At 36.2% G+C, this 16,419-nt stretch carries 15 protein-coding genes and 1 riboswitch; of the genes, 12 read left to right on the top strand and 3 right to left on the bottom strand.

Annotated features, from left to right (window positions below):
- The first annotated feature begins 8 nt into the window (after positions 1–8).
- The 6 genes from AC2CGR_RS21890 (at position 9) to AC2CGR_RS21865 (ending at position 6,754) form a co-directional block, all read left to right on the top strand.
- Complete coding sequence (locus tag AC2CGR_RS21890; RefSeq protein WP_000453368.1) at positions 9–749, top strand: WecB/TagA/CpsF family glycosyltransferase; 741 nt, start codon at positions 9–11, stop codon at positions 747–749.
- A gap of 216 nt (positions 750–965) precedes the next feature.
- Positions 966–2,165, top strand: coding sequence for an MFS transporter (locus AC2CGR_RS21885; protein WP_087968508.1), 1,200 nt, complete (start codon positions 966–968; stop codon positions 2,163–2,165).
- 277 nt (positions 2,166–2,442) lie between these two features.
- Complete coding sequence (locus AC2CGR_RS21880; protein WP_029440336.1) at positions 2,443–3,159, top strand: LytR/AlgR family response regulator transcription factor; 717 nt, start codon at positions 2,443–2,445, stop codon at positions 3,157–3,159.
- 121 nt (positions 3,160–3,280) lie between these two features.
- The gene (gene cstA, locus AC2CGR_RS21875) at positions 3,281–5,356 is read left to right on the top strand and encodes a carbon starvation protein CstA (protein WP_061687851.1); all 2,076 of its coding nucleotides are present in this window, start codon (positions 3,281–3,283) and stop codon (positions 5,354–5,356) included.
- Positions 5,349–5,552: a YbdD/YjiX family protein gene (locus AC2CGR_RS21870; RefSeq protein WP_000919823.1), complete on the top strand. Its 204-nt coding sequence runs from the start codon at positions 5,349–5,351 to the stop codon at positions 5,550–5,552. The genes cstA and AC2CGR_RS21870 overlap by 8 nt, the downstream gene beginning before the upstream one ends.
- 146 nt (positions 5,553–5,698) lie before the next feature.
- On the top strand, positions 5,699–6,754 hold the full coding sequence (locus AC2CGR_RS21865) for a GGDEF domain-containing protein (protein WP_087968505.1): 1,056 nt from the start codon (positions 5,699–5,701) through the stop codon (positions 6,752–6,754).
- Positions 6,755–6,832: 78 nt separating this feature from the next.
- Here AC2CGR_RS21865 and pdxK read toward each other — a convergent pair whose 3' ends face one another.
- The gene (gene pdxK / locus AC2CGR_RS21860; RefSeq protein WP_000174252.1) at positions 6,833–7,657 is read right to left on the bottom strand and encodes a pyridoxine/pyridoxal/pyridoxamine kinase; all 825 of its coding nucleotides are present in this window, start codon (positions 7,655–7,657) and stop codon (positions 6,833–6,835) included.
- A 135-nt stretch (positions 7,658–7,792) separates the two neighbouring features.
- Between pdxK and AC2CGR_RS21855 the strand changes: the two genes are divergently transcribed.
- The 3 genes from AC2CGR_RS21855 to AC2CGR_RS21845 all read left to right on the top strand — a co-directional run bounded on the left by AC2CGR_RS21855 (position 7,793) and on the right by AC2CGR_RS21845 (position 10,849).
- Positions 7,793–9,364: a GAF domain-containing sensor histidine kinase gene (locus AC2CGR_RS21855; protein WP_270184631.1), complete on the top strand. Its 1,572-nt coding sequence runs from the start codon at positions 7,793–7,795 to the stop codon at positions 9,362–9,364.
- A gap of 20 nt (positions 9,365–9,384) precedes the next feature.
- The gene (locus AC2CGR_RS21850) at positions 9,385–10,032 is read left to right on the top strand and encodes a response regulator (RefSeq protein ID WP_000695789.1); all 648 of its coding nucleotides are present in this window, start codon (positions 9,385–9,387) and stop codon (positions 10,030–10,032) included.
- A gap of 190 nt (positions 10,033–10,222) precedes the next feature.
- On the top strand, positions 10,223–10,849 hold the full coding sequence (locus AC2CGR_RS21845) for an FMN-dependent NADH-azoreductase (RefSeq protein WP_029441135.1): 627 nt from the start codon (positions 10,223–10,225) through the stop codon (positions 10,847–10,849).
- Between the two features lie 62 nt (positions 10,850–10,911).
- Here AC2CGR_RS21845 and AC2CGR_RS21840 read toward each other — a convergent pair whose 3' ends face one another.
- Positions 10,912–11,583, bottom strand: coding sequence for a transcriptional regulator YeiL (locus AC2CGR_RS21840; protein ID WP_087968503.1), 672 nt, complete (start codon positions 11,581–11,583; stop codon positions 10,912–10,914).
- A gap of 106 nt (positions 11,584–11,689) precedes the next feature.
- Between AC2CGR_RS21840 and AC2CGR_RS21835 the strand changes: the two genes are divergently transcribed.
- On the top strand, positions 11,690–12,385 hold the full coding sequence (locus AC2CGR_RS21835) for a YjjG family noncanonical pyrimidine nucleotidase (protein ID WP_087968502.1): 696 nt from the start codon (positions 11,690–11,692) through the stop codon (positions 12,383–12,385).
- Between the two features lie 40 nt (positions 12,386–12,425).
- On the opposite strand, the gene AC2CGR_RS21830 is transcribed toward AC2CGR_RS21835, so the two are convergent.
- On the bottom strand, positions 12,426–13,658 hold the full coding sequence (locus AC2CGR_RS21830; RefSeq protein ID WP_131101207.1) for a chloride channel protein: 1,233 nt from the start codon (positions 13,656–13,658) through the stop codon (positions 12,426–12,428).
- A 321-nt stretch (positions 13,659–13,979) separates the two neighbouring features.
- A riboswitch (SAM riboswitch) is annotated at positions 13,980–14,084 on the top strand.
- Between the two features lie 92 nt (positions 14,085–14,176).
- Between AC2CGR_RS21830 and AC2CGR_RS21825 the strand changes: the two genes are divergently transcribed.
- Together AC2CGR_RS21825 and metA are read left to right on the top strand one after the other, a co-directional pair.
- Complete coding sequence (locus tag AC2CGR_RS21825) at positions 14,177–15,475, top strand: bifunctional O-acetylhomoserine aminocarboxypropyltransferase/cysteine synthase (protein WP_087968500.1); 1,299 nt, start codon at positions 14,177–14,179, stop codon at positions 15,473–15,475.
- Positions 15,459–16,364: a homoserine O-acetyltransferase MetA gene (gene metA, locus AC2CGR_RS21820; protein WP_001121520.1), complete on the top strand. Its 906-nt coding sequence runs from the start codon at positions 15,459–15,461 to the stop codon at positions 16,362–16,364. The genes AC2CGR_RS21825 and metA overlap by 17 nt, the downstream gene beginning before the upstream one ends.
- The last annotated feature ends 55 nt before the right edge of the window (positions 16,365–16,419 follow it).

The following is a 16,419-nucleotide window of genomic DNA, read 5'->3' as shown; positions in this document are numbered from 1 at the left end:
AGTTAATCATGGAAGTAAAAACGGTTGATATTCTAGGTGTTCCTTTTTCTACAATGACAATGGATGAAACAATCCAATATTTGAAGGGACAACTAGAATTGGAGCGAACTCATACTTTTCAGGTAGTAACAGCAAATCCTGAAATTGTTATGTGTGCAAAAAAAGATGAAACATTCCATAAAACATTATTAAATACAGATTTAATTACACCTGACGGTATTGGAGTTGTAAAAGCAAGTGGTATGCTGGGCACACCTTTAAAGGAACGTGTAGCAGGTTTTGATTTAATGTGTAATTTATTTGCGAAGCTATCAGAAGAGAATAAACCAGTATCTGTTTTCTTACTTGGTGCAAAACCACATGTTGTACAAGCTGCAGCAGATCATTTAACGAAGACGTATTCAGCTGTATCTATTGTGGGTATACAAGATGGATATTTTAAACAAGAAGAAGAAGAGAATATTGTTTCTCGTATTCAAAAGGCAAAACCAGACTTATTGCTTGTTGCACTTGGTTTCCCGAGACAAGAGAACTTCATCCAAACGAATAAGCATCGTTTAGAAACGAAAATGGCTGTTGGAGTAGGCGGAAGTTTAGACGTATGGGCTGGGGAGGTAAAACGTGCACCAAAATGGATTCAAGCGATCCATTTAGAGTGGTTTTATAGATTGTGTAGCAATCCAACGCGTTGGCGCCGTCAGTTAGTATTAGCGGAATTTTTAAAAGAAGTCATGCGTTTAAAAAAGTAGCGGAATATCGCTACTTTTTTATTTGTCCATTTTTAATTTAACCTCCTTACTCCATCTTAAATTTGAGATGGAGGTTTTACTGTCCTCAAATAGTCGGATAAGTATTTTACTTTTTGGGAATGATGAAGGAGAATTTTTTTACACGAAAGTATTTTACTTATACAATACACACATGTAAAATGATGTGTAAAGACAGCTGTGTAAGGAGGACTTCTTGTGAGCAAGGTGAAAGAAATTTCGAAGCGAAAGCTACTTGGTATAGCAGGGCTTGGATGGTTATTTGATGCAATGGATGTTGGAATGCTTTCATTTGTAATGGTAGCATTGCAAAAAGATTGGGGATTAAGTACGCAAGAAATGGGCTGGATAGGCAGCATTAATTCAATTGGTATGGCAGTCGGAGCGCTCGTTTTTGGAATACTATCAGATAAAATAGGACGGAAATCAGTCTTTATTATTACATTATTATTATTTTCTATCGGTAGTGGTTTAACGGCTTTAACGACGACGCTTGCGATGTTCCTTGTTTTACGATTTTTAATTGGTATGGGGCTAGGTGGAGAACTTCCAGTTGCTTCTACATTAGTATCAGAGAGCGTTGAAGCACATGAACGTGGCAGAATAGTTGTGCTATTAGAAAGTTTTTGGGCAGGTGGATGGCTAATTGCAGCTCTTATCTCGTATTTTGTTATCCCAAAATATGGTTGGGAAGTGGCGATGGTATTGAGTGCGGTTCCGGCACTATATGCTTTATATTTAAGATGGAATTTACCAGATTCTCCGAGATTCCAAAAGGTTGAAAAAAGACCATCTGTTATCGAAAATATAAAGTCAGTTTGGTCTGGGGAATATCGTAGGGCAACAATTATGTTATGGATTCTATGGTTTTCTGTTGTCTTTTCCTATTATGGGATGTTCCTTTGGTTACCTAGTGTAATGGTATTAAAAGGGTTTAGTTTAATAAAAAGTTTCCAATACGTACTTATCATGACGTTAGCTCAATTGCCAGGGTATTTCACTGCTGCTTGGTTTATTGAACGTCTTGGTCGTAAGTTTGTTTTAGTTACGTATTTGATCGGTACAGCGTGCAGTGCTTACTTGTTTGGAGTGGCAGAGTCATTAACAGTACTAATCGTAGCAGGCATGTTACTATCCTTCTTTAATTTAGGTGCTTGGGGTGCATTATATGCTTATACACCTGAACAATATCCAACAGTTATTCGTGGGACAGGTGCAGGGATGGCAGCAGCATTTGGTCGTATTGGTGGTATTCTTGGGCCGCTATTAGTAGGATATTTAGTTGCTTCACAGGCTTCACTATCATTAATATTTACGATTTTCTGTGGATCAATTTTAATAGGCGTATTTGCTGTAATTATACTTGGGCAAGAAACGAAACAACGAGAGTTAGCATAGGGTGAAATTTTAATCGGTGAGGGTCTATTCTTTCACTAATTATCGGCTCGTATCATGGCAGTAAGACTTGCACTTTATTTCTTTACATTCAGCCAATCTTGAAGTGTGAGTTTTACTGATTCCAAATAGTGGAATAAAATGGAAGGGGATCCGTAAAGGTTTCCTTTTTTCTGTTTTTTTAGATAAATAATGGTATAGTAAGAAAAAGGGAATGTTCCTTATAAAAGCGAATGTATACAACAGGACATACGGACAAAAGAATTAGGTGGTTGAAGAAATGAAAATTTTACTGATCATGGAAGAAGCAGAAGAGCGAAGAAGTTTAGCTGAAAAATTTACTGAAAATATAAGGAATGTAGAATGTTTTGAAGCAAGTATGGGAACAGAATCACTATTTATCATGAAAAAGCATACACCAGATTTTGTTTTTTTAAACTCAAAATTAATGGATGGAACTGGCTTTGAATATGCGAATTTATTACGGGAAGTAAATTGTTATGCGAAATTTATTTTTATGGGTGAAGATATAGAAGAGTCCATTACAGCATTTCGTTTTCAAGCGTTTTATTATTTATTACGCCCATTTCGCGAAGAAGATTTGCAATTCCTTTTATATAGAATGGGTAAAGAGCAAGGGGAGAAAGCAAAGAGTTATTTGCGAAAACTACCGATAGAAGGTCAAGAAGGAATTCGGTATATTTTCCCTGAAGATATTGTATATGTAAGCAAAAATAAGGAAAACAAAACAGTTTCAATTTATACAACAAATAATCAGTATATTTCAACATATACACTTCAGGAGCTGGAAAATAAGCTAAATGCATATGATTTTTTACGTGTGCATAAAAGTTATTTAATTAATATGTCATATGTACAGGAGTTAAAGCCTTACTATAATGGCACATATAATCTGTATTTAGATAAATATGATGAACAGCCGATTCCAGTTAGTCGTAATTATGTGAAACGACTTCGAAATAAAATTGAATTATAGTAGATAATGCGAATTTTTTAACATGATAAACTAAAAATCCTTCATGATAGGGAGGATTCAAATTAAATATTCAGAAAATTTAGTACAATCCCACTAAGAAATAGTATTGGGGGGATTGTATGTGAGAACATTGAAGTCGATTTTACTTTGGGGCGTTATTGCAGCAGTAGGAGCAGGTGCTTTTGGTGTGATAGCTTTATCACAAGGTGAAACTATTAATGCTGTATGGCTCTTAGTCGCTGCGGTATGTGTGTATGCCGTTGCTTATCGCTTTTATAGTAGATTTATAGCGAGAAAGGTATTCGGTTTAGATAATAATCGGCAAACGCCAGCCCATACATTAAATGATGGAAAAGATTATGTTCCGACAAATAAATGGGTATTATTTGGGCATCATTTTGCAGCAATTGCTGGGGCTGGGCCTTTAGTAGGACCGATTTTGGCGGCGCAAATGGGATATTTACCAGGGACAATATGGATTATTGTTGGAGTAGTTGTCGCTGGAGCTGTGCAAGATTTTGTTATTTTATTTGCTTCGATGAGACGTAATGGTAAATCTCTCGGTGAAATGATTAAAGATGAGATTGGTCCTGTTACAGGACTTATTGCAATGATCGGTATTTTAGGCATAATGATTATTTTATTAGCAGTATTAGCATTAGTAGTAGTAAAGGCGCTTGTCGGAAGCCCTTGGGGAATGTTTACGATAGCGGCAACGATTCCTATTGCTATTTTGATGGGAGTATATATGCGCTACATTAGACCTGGACGGGTTGGTGAGGGATCAGTAATCGGAATTATTCTACTTATACTATCTCTTATTGGAGGGCAGTATGTAGCGGAAAATCCAGCACTTGCAAGCATGTTCACGTTTAGCGGAGAAACAATTGCTATTATGCTTATTGTATATGGATTTATCGCATCGGCATTACCAGTTTGGATGCTTTTAGCACCACGTGATTATTTAAGTACATTTTTAAAAGTCGGAACAATTGTAGGATTAGCAATCGGTATTTTAATTGTAGCACCAGATTTACAAATGCCAGCAGTTTCGAAATTTATTGATGGAACTGGTCCTGTGTTCTCTGGAAACTTATTCCCGTTCTTATTTATTACTATTGCTTGTGGTGCAGTGTCTGGATTCCATGCCCTCGTTTCATCAGGTACGACGCCGAAGATGATTGAGCAAGAAGGACACGCACAGCCAATCGGTTATGGAGCAATGTTAATGGAGTCGTTTGTAGCGGCGATGGCGATGATTGCAGCTTGTGTATTAACACCGGGAACGTATTTTGCAATTAATAGTCCCGCAGCACTTATCGGTACAGATGTCTCGCAGGCAGCTCAAGTTATTTCTTCATGGGGATTTGCTATTACACCAAATGAATTAAAAGATCTCGCTGTAAACGTTGGAGAGCAAACGATTTTATCACGTACAGGTGGTGCACCAACGTTAGCGATAGGTATGGCATATATTTTCTCACAAGTAATAGGTGGAACGGCCATGATGGCATTTTGGTATCATTTTGCGATTCTCTTTGAAGCGCTATTCATTTTAACAACGATTGATGCTGGAACGCGTGTAGGTCGATTTATGATTCAAGATATTTTAGGGCATGTATATAAGCCATTTGGGAAAACGGATTCTACATTAGCGAATGTAATAGCTACAACGTTATGTGTATTAGGATGGGGCTATTTCTTATATCAAGGGGTAGTTGATCCACTTGGTGGAATTAATACATTATGGCCACTTTTCGGTATTGCAAATCAAATGTTAGCAGGTATTGCATTATTACTTGGAACGACGATTTTGTTCAAAATGGGAAAAAAGGCATATGTTTGGGTGACGCTTATTCCAACTGTCGGATTGCTTATTGTAACGATGACGGCTGGTTATCAAAAGCTATTTCATGAAAACCCTAAAATAGGATTTCTATCCCACGCAAAGGTGTTTCAAGGAGCATTAGATGAGGGGAAAGTGTTAGCGCCAGCTAAAAATGTCGCTCAAATGAAGCAAATTATTTTCAATGATTATATTGATGCGGCACTTTGCGGGATTTTTATGGTAGTTGTAATCGCTGTATTAATTTCTGCAATTCGAATTTGGATTCAAGTATTAAGAAATAAGCCGATGCCGCTAAAAGAGGCACCATATATCCCTAGAGATGAAAGTGAGTCGAGGAACTATGCTTAAAAGACTACGGCAAGTATGGGGACAAAGGAAACACTTCATTAGTTTACTTGTTGGGGTACCAAGCTATGAAACATATGTAGAGCATATGAAAAAGCATCATCCAGAAGAAGAAGTTTTATGTCAAAAACAATTTTTTGCAGAAGCGCAAGAAGCTAGATTTAATGCAAAGGGTGGAAAGATATCACGCTGTTGTTAATGAGAAGGACGAATTTTCGTCCTTTTTATTTTTTTGCTGTTTCACGTGGAACAGCAAAAAATAAATAAAAGTCTTTGGGAATTATAGGGATTTCGTATACAATAAAATAAGGAAAGGGATAGATAGAAAAGTAGGGAGATTATTTTATGTTAAGGGACTTATTTGTAAACACAACAATTATTCTTTCCTTTATTTTTATTGGAGGTCAGCTTTTAAGAGATAAACCGTTAAAAGAAGAGTTCTCTTTTTGGCAGAAATGTGTAGTAGGTATTTTTACTGGAATATTAAGTGTACTGTTGATGTACTTTGGCGTACATATTGGGGATATTATGTTAGATCTACGCTATTTAGCTGTTATTTTGGCAATTATAATTGGAGGTCCGATAGCTAGTAGTATAACAGTTACTATTATTTTAATTACCCGATTATTTTTAACCGAGTACTCTTTAGCCTCTGAATTGGCTTGTTATACTATTGTATTGATAGGTGTTGGAATTATTTTTATTTGGCGTATGAAAGCTTCTATATTTACAAGGTGGATCTGGTTTAATGTATATAGTTTATCTATTTTAATAGTGCCACTTTCTATATTATTTAAAGATATGTCTATAGTAGCATTATATTTAGTTTGTAGTAGTGTAGCGGCATATATCACATTTATAAGCGCAAATTATGTATTGCAATCCAATGAGTTATTTCAAAAGATGAAGCAATATGCAACGATAGATGCATTGACAGGTTTAGGAAACGTAAGGCAGTTTGATTTAGAAATGAATCATCATATTGGTAATAGGCGCACGAAAAATGATTCACTTTGTTTACTATTTATAGATATTGATCACTTCAAGTCTGTAAACGATACGTACGGGCATCCTGCAGGAGACGAAGTGTTAAAACAAATAGGTTGTATTTTAAGAGAAATTTCACCGTTTCCAGATTTGGCTTTTCGAAAGGGTGGAGAGGAGTTCGCGCTTCTGATACCACAGAAGGGATTAGCTTACGGAATGCATATGGGGGAACAAGTTCGTGTAGCTGTTGAAAAACATTCATTCCAATTGTTAGATGGAACAAAAATAAAAATTACAGTTTCAGTAGGAATTTCAGTATATGAACAATCACCAGAGCAATTTATTCAAGCTGCTGATGATGCATTATATTATTCCAAAAGAAATGGTAGAAATCAGGTCAGTTCTGCATCTTAAAGGTAAGATGACCAGAAGAGCTTATAAAAAACACCCACAGAGAGGGAATATATGAACTCTGTGGGTGTTTTCGTTTAGTTAGACAAGTTCTTTTGATACAACGAATTTGCGATATGCACCGTGATGTGTTGGGCCTACGTATTCGTTGATCTTGAATGAATAACGGATAGCAGCTGTGATAAATTCTTTAGCAGTTTTTACTGCTTCTTTCACAGGTTTTCCTTTTGCAAGTTCTGCTGTAATTGCAGCAGAATATGTACAACCTGCGCCGTGTGTATTTGTCGTATCAATTTTTTCTGATTCTAGAAGGTCGAATGTTTCTCCATCATATAGGACGTCGATTGCAGTTTCCGTACCAAGCTTGCTACCGCCTTTAATTAGGACGTATTTCGCACCTAAAGCGTGGATCTTTTTCGCTGCTTCTTTCATGTCTTCAAGAGAATTAATCTTTACGCCACTTAATTGGTAAGCTTCAAATAAGTTTGGTGTTACAACTAATGCCTTTGGAACAAGAACGTCACGTAAGCAATCATTCGTTTCAGGATGTAATGCTTCATCAGCACCTTTACATACCATAACAGGGTCAACTACTACATTTTTGAAATTATGTTTTTCGATTGTTTCTGCAACCATTTCAATAATTTCTACTGATCCAAGCATACCTGTTTTTAAAGCATCTACGCCAACGCCCTCAATTGTCGTTTCTAATTGTGGTTTTAATGTAGAAGCTGGGATTGGGAATACGTTATGTGCCCAACCGTTATGTGGATCCATTGTTACGATTGTCGTAAGTGATGTCATTCCGTACACACCAAGTTCTTGGAATGTTTTTAAATCTGCTTGTATACCAGCACCGCCACTTGTGTCAGAACCAGCGATAGTAAGTGCTTTATTTAATGTCATTATGAAAAGCCCCCTCAGGTGATATAATGAAAACTATGTTTTCACCATTATATCAATGTTACGAATAAGTACAAAGTGAAAAGTAGATGATTTATGTTAGGGACTATGTAAAATCTTGTATGTAGGAGACGAATTATGTTTCAAGAGAATCGTACAAATGAATTAGTTATATTAAAAGAAATTGCAGAAACACTAAATACATCAAATGATACATATCATGTATTGCAAGCAGTGCTAGAAAAATTACTTAGTGTAACAGGTTTAACGACAGGATGGATATTTCTTGCGGATGAAAATGGTAGATATACAAAATTAATTGATTATCAATTACCAGAGGCACTTACATATGAAAACAAACGCCCGATGTGTGAAGGGGAATGTTGGTGTTTACGTGGCTTTGTGGAAGGAAAACTAGAGCGAGCTGTTAATATCATTGAATGTAAAAGAATTAATAATGCAATTGAATATAATTGGGGAGATACAGAAGGAATTCTTCATCATGCTACTGTTCCTTTAAAGGCTGGAGGAGAGAAATTTGGTTTGTTAAATGTGGCAAGCCCAGGTAAAACACATTTTTCAGAAGAAGAATTAGTATTGCTTCAAGCAGTTGCTTTCCAAATTGGAACAGCTTTAAAACGAGCAAAGTTATATGAAAATGAAAAGCGAAGAGCGCATTATTATGTGAAATTAGAACGATTTATTCAAGTTTTAAGAACGATTCATCAATTTAATATATTACCTGAAAAAGTTGTAAATCAATTAGGTGAAGTGTTTCAGTGGAATCAAGTCGCGTTCTTTATTAGGGAAGAGAAAGAATTATCCTTGCGGGCATCTTATTGCCAGGAAGAATGGCAGGAGGATATAAAAGAAGCAGCGAAAGAAGCGTTAGAAAAAGGTGAACCTATTTTATTAAACAATCAAATCAGTCATAAGGTAGCCTCTAATAGGACGGTTATTGCCACCCCAATACAGATTCAAACTCACATATTTGGTGTTTTATGTGTTAGTTCAAATAATGGTGAATTTGATGTAAATACGTTAGATGTACTTCAAGCAATAACAAATCATATTTCTTTCGTGATAGAAAATTTAAGGTTAAATGAGCAACGACGTGAACTCGTACGAATGGAAGAAAGAAATCGATTAGCAAGGGACTTACATGACTCTGTCTCACAAAAGCTATTTTCGTTAACTTTTATGACAAAAGGCGCTGAGGCGGTTTTAAAAGGTCAAAACGAAAAAGTGGATCGATCTTTGCATGACATGCGTGAACTAGCGCAAGGAGCTTTAAAAGAAATGAGGACGTTAATTTGGCAACTACGTCCAGCGGGTTTAGAGAAAGGATTATTACCGGCTTTAAAGCAATATGGGGAAAGTTTGGGTTTGAAAATTCGAGAACAAGTTACAGGTGTCCGTGATTTGCCACGCGTAGTAGAGGAAGCGCTATGGAGAATTGGACAAGAAGCTTTAAATAATGTAAGTAAGCATGCAAATGTTAGAGAAGCGACGATTTATTTCAAAGTGACGGAGAAGAATGTATCATTAGAAATAGTCGATCAAGGAAACGGCTTTGTAGAAAAGGATATAAAAGAGAAGAAATCACTTGGCATGACTACGATGCGAGAAAGAGTAGAATTAGTCGGTGGAACAATTAAAATTGTAAGTGATAAGAAAAGAACAAGTGTAAAAGTAAACGTACCATTATGATGTGAAAATGAGGGAAGTTTGTGAAAATAAAAGTATTGTTAGTTGATGATCATACAGTCGTTTTAAAAGGATTAGCATTTTTCTTAAGTACACAGGAAGATATAGAGTTAGTTGGAGAAGCAAGTAATGGGAAAGAGGCACTAGTGAAAGTAGGGGAAACGAATCCTGATGTTGTACTAATGGATTTATATATGCCCGAAATGGATGGCGTTGAGGCGACAGCGTGTATTAAAAAAGAATATCCGGATGTGAAAGTGATTGTATTAACTAGCTTTTCTGATCAGGCACATGTGTTACCAGCATTAAGGGCTGGAGCAAGCGGGTATATTTTAAAAGATGTAGAACCGGATCAGCTTGTTGAGGCCATTCGAAGCGCATATAAAGGTAATATTCAATTACATCCGGACATAGCAAATGCTCTTCTCTCTCAAACATTACCTGTAGAAGAAAAGGAAGAAGAGCCCTCTATTCAAGTAGATGTGCTAACAGCGAGAGAAAATGAAGTATTGCAGCTATTAGCGAAAGGGATGAGTAACAAGGAAATCGCTTCTGTTTTAGTTATTACAGAAAAAACGGTAAAAGCTCATGTAAGTAGTATTTTGAGTAAATTACATTTATCTGATCGTACGCAAGCGGCATTATATGCAGTGAAAAATGGTATTGTATAAGACGAAAGTCGTAAGACCTAGTTCGCCTTTAGAAGGTGGACTTTTTTTATGGAAAAATACGTCTATGTGAGGACGAAATTGTCTTGATATAAAGATAAAATATGTTTGTAAGCAACAAAACAACAATTACAAGGGATACCTTTTTTGAAAGCATATAACAACACAAGAGTGAGTAGTAGGAGGAAAAACAATGGCAACAGTTTTATTTGTAAAAGCAAACAACCGCCCAGCGGAACAAGCAGTTAGTGTGAAATTATACGAGGCGTTTTTAGCGAACTATAAAGAAGCACATCCAAATGATACAGTAGTAGAACTTGATCTATATAAAGAAGAATTACCATATGTAGGCGTAGATATGATTAATGGTACATTCAAAGCTGGTAAAGGATTTGATTTAACAGAACAAGAAGCAAAGGCCGTAGCAGTTGCTGATAAGTACTTAAATCAATTCCTAGAAGCTGATAAAGTCGTTTTCGGTTTCCCATTATGGAACTTAACGATTCCAGCGGTACTACACACATATATTGATTATTTAAACCGTGCTGGTAAAACGTTTAAATATACGCCAGAAGGTCCAGTTGGTCTAATTGGAGATAAGAAGATTGCATTATTAAACGCACGTGGTGGCGTATATTCTGAAGGTCCAGCAGCAGAAGTAGAAATGGCTGTTAAATATGTAGCAAGCATGATGGGCTTCTTCGGCGCAACAAACATGGAAACAGTAGTTATTGAAGGACATAACCAATTCCCAGATAAAGCAGAAGAAATCATTACAGCTGGTCTTGAAGAAGCAGCTAAAGTAGCAAGCAAATTTTAATTAAAAATAAAATCGTCACTCGAAAAAAGTAGCATTAACAGGTAAACGTTAATGCTACTTTTTTATATTTTAAGTTCATCAGCTAGTTTTTCTAACTGAATTCGATTTTGTATGTAATAGGTTCTTCCATCTTTTCTCAAGTAATTTTGTTGGCAAAACTGGTTTAATACGTATAAAAGATGACGGTAGCTAACATTTAAGTATTCCGAAGCCTCGGTATGTTTTTCTGTATAATTGTTATTTTGTTCTGTTAATAGAATAAACGCCGCTAATCGATTTTCGAACGGATAACTATTGTTTTTGGCATAACTTTCTGTTCGGGTAATTGTTTTTTCGCCGATAAATTTGCATAGTTTCTGTAGAAAGATAACATCTTGTAACAAAAGATGCTGACAATCTTTAAGAGGAAGCGCTAAGCACATGCAATCTTCAATTACTTCCACCGTTTTCGTAACGGATTCTACGCCAATTAATCCTAATTCCCCAATGAATGAAGATGCTTGAATAAAGTTAATTAAGGAGATTTTTCCGTTTTTGTGACTCATATATATTTTTGCTTTCCCAGAAATTAAGTAATAAAGATAAGGAACATCGACCCCTTCATTACATATCTTTTCGCTCTTCTGAAAGGAATGTAGTTCAGCATACGGTAAGATGTCAAAAGAAAAAAGAGTATGGAAGTTGTAAGTTTGTATGTAATGAGAGATTTCTTCGCTATTTTTGCTGACTTTCATGTTTTCACCTCATGTTTAGTATGAGATATCTCCTATTATTTTTACAAGAAAGAATGATACGATTTACGTAAATTTGTTTTTGTAGAAAAGAGAGTGTGAAGGGCTTATGAAAAAATATAAAACATTATTATTCGATGTAGATGATACATTGTTAGATTTTCAAAAGGCGGAAAAAGCGGCATTACGTATGCTTTTTGAAGAGAAAGGGATGTCTCTAACTAGCGAGATTGAAGCGCAATATAAAAAAATTAATAAAAATCTTTGGGATGCTTTTGAAGAAGGTGAAATAAATCGCGATGAAGTCGTAAATACACGGTTTTCGATTTTGTTTAAAGGATATGGAGAAGAAGTAGATGGGATATTATTCGAAAATAATTATCGTAGCTACTTAGAAGAAGGAAATCAGCTCATGCAAGGTGCGTTAGAATTTATAAATCAAATTCAAAGTGAGTACGATTTATATATAGTGACAAACGGTATTTCTAAGACGCAAGATAAACGTTTACGTAATGCAGGATTACATGCCTTGTTTCAAGATGTTTTCGTTTCTGAAGATACAGGATTCCAAAAGCCGATGAAAGAGTATTTTGATTATGTATTCGAACGCATTCCTAATTTTGCTCCTGAAGAAGGGCTCATTATTGGGGATTCGTTAAGCGCTGATATTAAAGGTGGATATGTAGCGGGAATTGATACTTGTTGGTTTAATCCAGAAAAAAAATCCAATCATAGCGAGATTGTACCAACGTATGAAGTGCAAAATTTTGAGGAGTTACACGCACTATTGAAGCAACATGTGTAATAAAAATAGGCAGTGGAACTTTTGTCCCTACTGCCTATTTTTATTCGTTTGTAGCTTCGTTGTTTTTAGGAAGTGGAAATGCATTGCCAATCGCTGCCGCTCCAAGCATCGGTAAGAGTAAATTGAGCGGGAAAAACATGAGTAATAGTAATGTTATAGCAATTGGTTTTCTTAATGCATAGCTTGAAATTGCTGTCGTTACGATGGCAACAGATGCTACTGGGTCTATAGGAAGAATAGATGCTACAGCATATCCGATACTTGACCCAGAAAATATAATTGGGAAGATATGTCCACCTCGCCACCCTGTGTTTAAGCAAACGGCAGTAACGCACAACTTTAAAATCCCTGAAAGAAGTAGTATCCAAAAAGATAAATGGCTCCATTCAACAACTAATTCTTTTAATTGATGTTCCCCTGAAAATAATGTGTAAGGAAGAAAAGTTCCCGCAATTCCTAATAAAATACCACCGATAATTCCGAGCGTCAGTTTGTATTCCCTAAAAGGGTGAATGAATTTCTCTAATGTAAATTCTAATTTGAAATAAAAGAATCCAACTATAGCACCAATACTAGCAAGTGGCAGAAAGGCAATCCATTCATTAAGAGAAAGAGAACCTTCTCCGAAATCAACGATAAAGGATCCACGATTATCGAATTTACTAAGTAATAAATAAACGGAAAAACCAGCGAAAGTGGTAGCCAAATATACAATTGCTTTTTTTCCTTTAGAGAATTCGTTAATTTGCTCGCCCTCATTTTCACTTGGAGCTAAATAACCGAATAATGGCGCATTAAAAATTACACTTAAAGTAGCACCAATTCCAACTTCTGTTAGTTCATTCATTCCTTTTAAGGCGAATGCAAAGCGATCCCCGACCCATGTACAAAGTCCACCGATAATGCCAACAAGTGCTGCTTCAGGACCTAAGCTAGCTCCAAAGATTAAAACGATAATCGCAGTTAAAGTGGCTTTATGTACGAAACGGTATTCAATTCTACCTGTTTTTTTATATTCACTCATTACTTCCGGCATAAGGCGTGGATATGTACCGAAGTATTTTTGAGTTAAACCAACAAGAATACCACCGATAGTTGTTACACAAATGGTGTAATACGGGGGAGAAGAGAAGATAGTAGGTAAGTATCCCCAAATAAAGTGGATTCCAATATTTATTGTGACTAAAAATAACCAGACTGTAGCTCCTACTATAGATCCTAGAAGAATGCCATATAGAGCAAGTATGTAATGCATATCTTTTTTATTTGTCATGTTATACCTCCGTTATGTAAATCTTAGTAGGGAAAAAAGTGAAATATACTAGTGGAAAATGGATTGAATATATATAGTATCTTTTTGAGAAGATGGCCTATTCAACATATAGGCTAACTTCTGGGGAATTTGAATTTATAGGTTAAATTACTTATTTAATTTTATAGACTGATTTGAGGTTTTTAAAGGTCTTTTTTGAAATAGACTAGAATATATTTCTTTTGTTGCTTTATATGAAACTGTTAACATTTATTTTAGAACATTCAGAAAAACTAATTGACATTAGGAAATTATTGCTATAAAATCAACGGTAATTGCATAGTCTTATCAAGAAAAGGTGGAGGGACAGGCCCGATGAAACCTTGGCAACAGCCGTATAACGGAATTGTGCCAAATCCTGCAGGTAGTAATCCTGAAAGATAAGAAAGAGCCTTTAGAGCGTGTTTTCAAACTGCTCCTTTCTTGTTTTCAGGAAAGGAGCAGTTTTTTATTTTGTATAAAAGAAAGGAGAATGAGAAATGGGAAAATCATGGGGAAAAGGAACGATTTGTGTGCAAGGCGGCTATACGCCAAAGAATGGTGAACCGCGTGTTTTACCGCTTTATCAAAGTACAACGTATAAATACGATACTTCAGATGATTTAGCGGCGCTATTTAATTTAGAGGCAGAAGGATATATCTACACGCGTATTGGAAATCCTACTTTAGCTGCATTTGAGCAAAAGTTAGCGGATTTAGAGGGTGGTGTAGGAGCTGTTGCAACGGCTTCTGGGCAAGCTGCTATTATGCTTGCTGTTTTAAATATTTGTAGTAGCGGAGATCACTTGCTTTGTTCTTCCACAGTGTATGGCGGGACGTTTAATTTATTTGGAGTGAGTTTGCGTAAGCTTGGTATTGATGTTACGTTCTTTAATCCGAATTTAACTGCTGATGAGATTGTGGCCCTTGCTAATGATAAGACGAAACTCGTTTATGCAGAATCGCTAGGAAATCCAGCAATGAACGTTTTAAATTTCAAAGAATTTTCAGATGCAGCGAAAGAGTTGGAAGTACCGTTTATCGTGGATAATACATTAGCAACTCCTTATTTATGCCAAGCATTTGAACATGGAGCAAATATTATTGTTCATTCTACGACGAAATATATCGATGGTCATGCAAGTTCGTTAGGTGGCATTGTTATTGATGGAGGGAACTTCGATTGGACAAATGGGAAATATCCTGAACTTGTTGAACCAGATCCAAGTTATCACGGCGTAAGTTACGTTCAAAATTTTGGTGCAGCAGCTTATATTGTAAAGGCACGTGTTCAATTATTAAGAGACTATGGAAACTGTATGAGCCCATTTAATGCGTATATTAGCAATATCGGCTTAGAAACGTTGCATTTAAGAATGGAGCGTCATAGTGAAAATGCTCTCGCAGTTGCTAAGTGGCTTGCTGATCATGAACGTATTGAATGGGTGAATTATCCGGGACTAGATAGTAATGAAAATTACTCGTTAGCACAAACGTATTTGAAAAAAGGTGCTAGTGGTGTTTTAACATTCGGCATTAAGGGAGGATTAGAAGCTGCGAAAGAGTTTATTGCCAATGTAAAACTAGCAACTCTCGTAACGCATGTAGCGGATGCACGAACTTGCGTTATACATCCTGCTAGCACAACGCATAGACAATTAAGCGCTGAAGATCAGCGTTTAGCTGGCGTTACATCAGATTTAATTCGTTTATCGGTTGGTATAGAAGATGTTTCTGATATTATTGCAGATTTAGAAGCAGCGCTAGTCGGAGGCAAAGAACATGCCGATCATAATTGATAAAGATTTACCAGCTCGCAAAGTGTTGCAGGAGGAAAATATTTTTGTGATGACAAAAGAGCGAGCAGAAACACAAGATATCCGAGCATTGAAAATTGCCATATTAAATTTAATGCCTACAAAGCAAGAAACAGAAGCGCAACTACTTCGTTTAATTGGAAATACACCATTGCAATTAGATGTTCATTTACTTCATATGGAATCACATCTGTCCCGTAATGTAGCACAGGAACATTTAACAAGTTTTTATAAAACATTCCGTGATATTGAGAATGAGAAATTTGATGGACTCATTATTACAGGAGCACCAGTTGAAACCCTTTCTTTTGAAGAGGTAGATTATTGGGAAGAGCTTAAACGTATTATGGAGTATTCAAAAACGAATGTAACGTCTACGCTTCATATTTGCTGGGGGGCACAGGCTGGTTTGTATCATCATTATGGCGTTCCAAAGTATCCTCTTAAGGAAAAAATGTTTGGTGTATTTGAACATGAAGTCCGTGAGCAACATGTGAAACTGTTACAAGGTTTTGATGAATTGTTTTTCGCCCCGCATTCGCGTCATACAGAAGTACGAGAGAGTGATATTAGAGAGGTGAAAGAGTTAACATTATTAGCAAACTCTGAGGAAGCAGGTGTTCACCTTGTTATTGGGCAGGAAGGAAGACAAGTGTTTGCGCTTGGGCATAGTGAATATAGTTGTGATACGTTAAAGCAAGAATACGAACGGGACCGCCAAAAAGGGTTAAATATTGATGTGCCGAAAAACTATTTTAAGCATAATAATCCAAATGAGAAGCCGCTTGTACGGTGGAGAAGCCATGGGAATCTATTATTCTCTAATTGGCTGAATTATTACGTGTATCAAGAAACCCCTTATGTATTATAAAAAAAGATTGTGTCACACGTGGCAACGTTTTCTTTGTAAAGATTAACCTATATTT

It is taken from the genome of Bacillus sp. LSHTCR4 (genome assembly GCF_057197025.1).
The sequence above is the reverse complement of the archived record's forward strand: the minus strand, read 5'-3'. Positions and strand labels throughout refer to the sequence as shown.